The sequence below is a fragment of the Streptomyces sp. NPDC056503 genome (assembly GCF_042794995.1).
Taxonomy (GTDB): domain Bacteria; phylum Actinomycetota; class Actinomycetes; order Streptomycetales; family Streptomycetaceae; genus Streptomyces.
In genome coordinates, this window is the sequence record NZ_JBHTST010000277.1 from 1 (window position 1) to 1407 (window position 1407).

Sequence of the window (1407 nt, forward strand, 5' to 3'; positions counted from 1 at the left end):
GCCCCTCCTCAGTCGTGAGGGGCGGGACGCACACGGAGCGGGCCGGGCGGTTCGGGTCAGTCACCGGCCGCGGTGCGGTACTCCTGCGTCATGTCCCCGACGAGCGGGCGCAGGAGCTCGTCCGCGCGGCGCAGGAACACGTCGCGGGAGGTCTCGTCGGTGCTGTTGAGGGCCTCGTCGAGGTGGGACGAGGCGGTCTCCAGGTCCTCGTGCCCGTTGATGCCGGCCGCCTCGTAGCGCGAGGCGGCGGTGTCGAGCTGGCTCATGAGGGCGGCGAGGTCGGTGGCCGGGGGCTCCTGCGCGACGTAGGCGAGGTCGGCGGCGTAGCGGCTGATGAGGGTCTCGGCGGTGAGCACGGTGGCGGTCATCGTCGTCTCCTGCGCGGTGGGTGCGGCCGTTGGACGGCCGGGGCCGGGCTGTCCGGTCCTCCGCACCGCCCCCGGACTCCGCGCGGTACGCGGGCCAGGGGGCGGCACAGGGAGCCGTCAGACCGTGCTCGGCTCCACCGCGTCGAGGGGCGCGGCGACGGTGAACTGCCTGTCGCCGGTCAGGGCGTCGCTCAGACGGGTGAACAGTTCGGTGTCCTCGCCCTGAAGGACCTGCAGGGCCTGGGTGATGCGGTACTCGGCGGCCAGGCGGCCGCGCTCCTGACTGGCGGCGCGGTCGTGAAGCTCCTGGACGTGGGTGTGGAGCTCGCGGTAGGTGCGGGTGCGGATCAGACGGAGCATCGGGTTCTCCCGGACGGGTCGGCAGAGCGGGAAGTGCTGTGCCCCGCCGACCGGGAGGTCTGCGGGGCGCGGGCGGTGGCCGGTCGGCCTGTCCGGTCACCGGGGACCGGCTGCTCCCGGGGTGCGGGGCGGGCCGGTGCCGGTGGCCAGGCGGGGCGGGGCGGGGCGGTCGGAGCCTGTGTCAGAGGGCGGCGGAGACGACGAGGGCGATGAGGGCGGCCGAGCCGCCGATCAGGAGGGCGGAGCCGGCGCTGGCCCACCAGTAGTGGCCCATCGTCTTCTCGTCGCGGAGGTCACTGAGGCCGTCGGCGATGCGGGCGTGAAGAACGGCCAGCGGGGACAGGGCGGCGTACCAGCGGCCCTGGCGGTCTATCTCGCCGGCCACTTCACCGTCGGGGAAGTGGCCGCCGTGAACGGCCTGGCGGTGGGCGTCACCTTCGGCGTCCAGGTCGTCGAGGTCGAGGACGACGGGGCTGGTGGTGCGGCAGATGGTGCAGCGGTAGCGGTATCGGCGCACGGTGGTCGGTCTCCCGAGAGGGTGAGGGTTTCGGGCAGGGAACGGCAACACCCCGCCCGGAAGAGATCCGACGCTGTTGGTTAATTCGGGGGTGGCGCTACTCGGCCCCGCTGAGCATTGGCTCGGCGGGGCCGAGTGCTGCGAAGTGGCTGGTGCGCGTGC

3 protein-coding genes are annotated in these 1407 nt (G+C 73.7%); all 3 read right to left on the reverse strand.

The genetic code is table 11. The annotated features are described in order from the left end of the window. Positions 1–56 precede the first annotated feature (56 nt). The 3 genes from ACFQ8C_RS37005 to ACFQ8C_RS37015 all read right to left on the reverse strand — a co-directional run bounded on the left by ACFQ8C_RS37005 (position 57) and on the right by ACFQ8C_RS37015 (position 1245). Positions 57–368: a hypothetical protein gene (locus ACFQ8C_RS37005; protein ID WP_383466351.1), complete on the reverse strand. Its 312-nt coding sequence runs from the start codon at positions 366–368 to the stop codon at positions 57–59. 117 nt (positions 369–485) lie between these two features. Next, complete coding sequence (locus tag ACFQ8C_RS37010) at positions 486–728, reverse strand: hypothetical protein (protein ID WP_383466353.1); 243 nt, start codon at positions 726–728, stop codon at positions 486–488. Between the two features lie 181 nt (positions 729–909). Beyond that, positions 910–1245, reverse strand: a complete 336-nt coding sequence (locus ACFQ8C_RS37015) for a hypothetical protein (RefSeq protein WP_383466355.1) — start codon at positions 1243–1245, stop codon at positions 910–912. Positions 1246–1407 lie beyond the last annotated feature (162 nt).

Coding starts and splice junctions, on each gene's coding strand:
- ACFQ8C_RS37005 (WP_383466351.1), bottom strand. CDS start 368: ATGACCGCCACCGTGCTCACCGCCGAGACCCTCATCAGCCGCTACGCC.
- ACFQ8C_RS37010 (WP_383466353.1), bottom strand. CDS start 728: ATGCTCCGTCTGATCCGCACCCGCACCTACCGCGAGCTCCACACCCAC.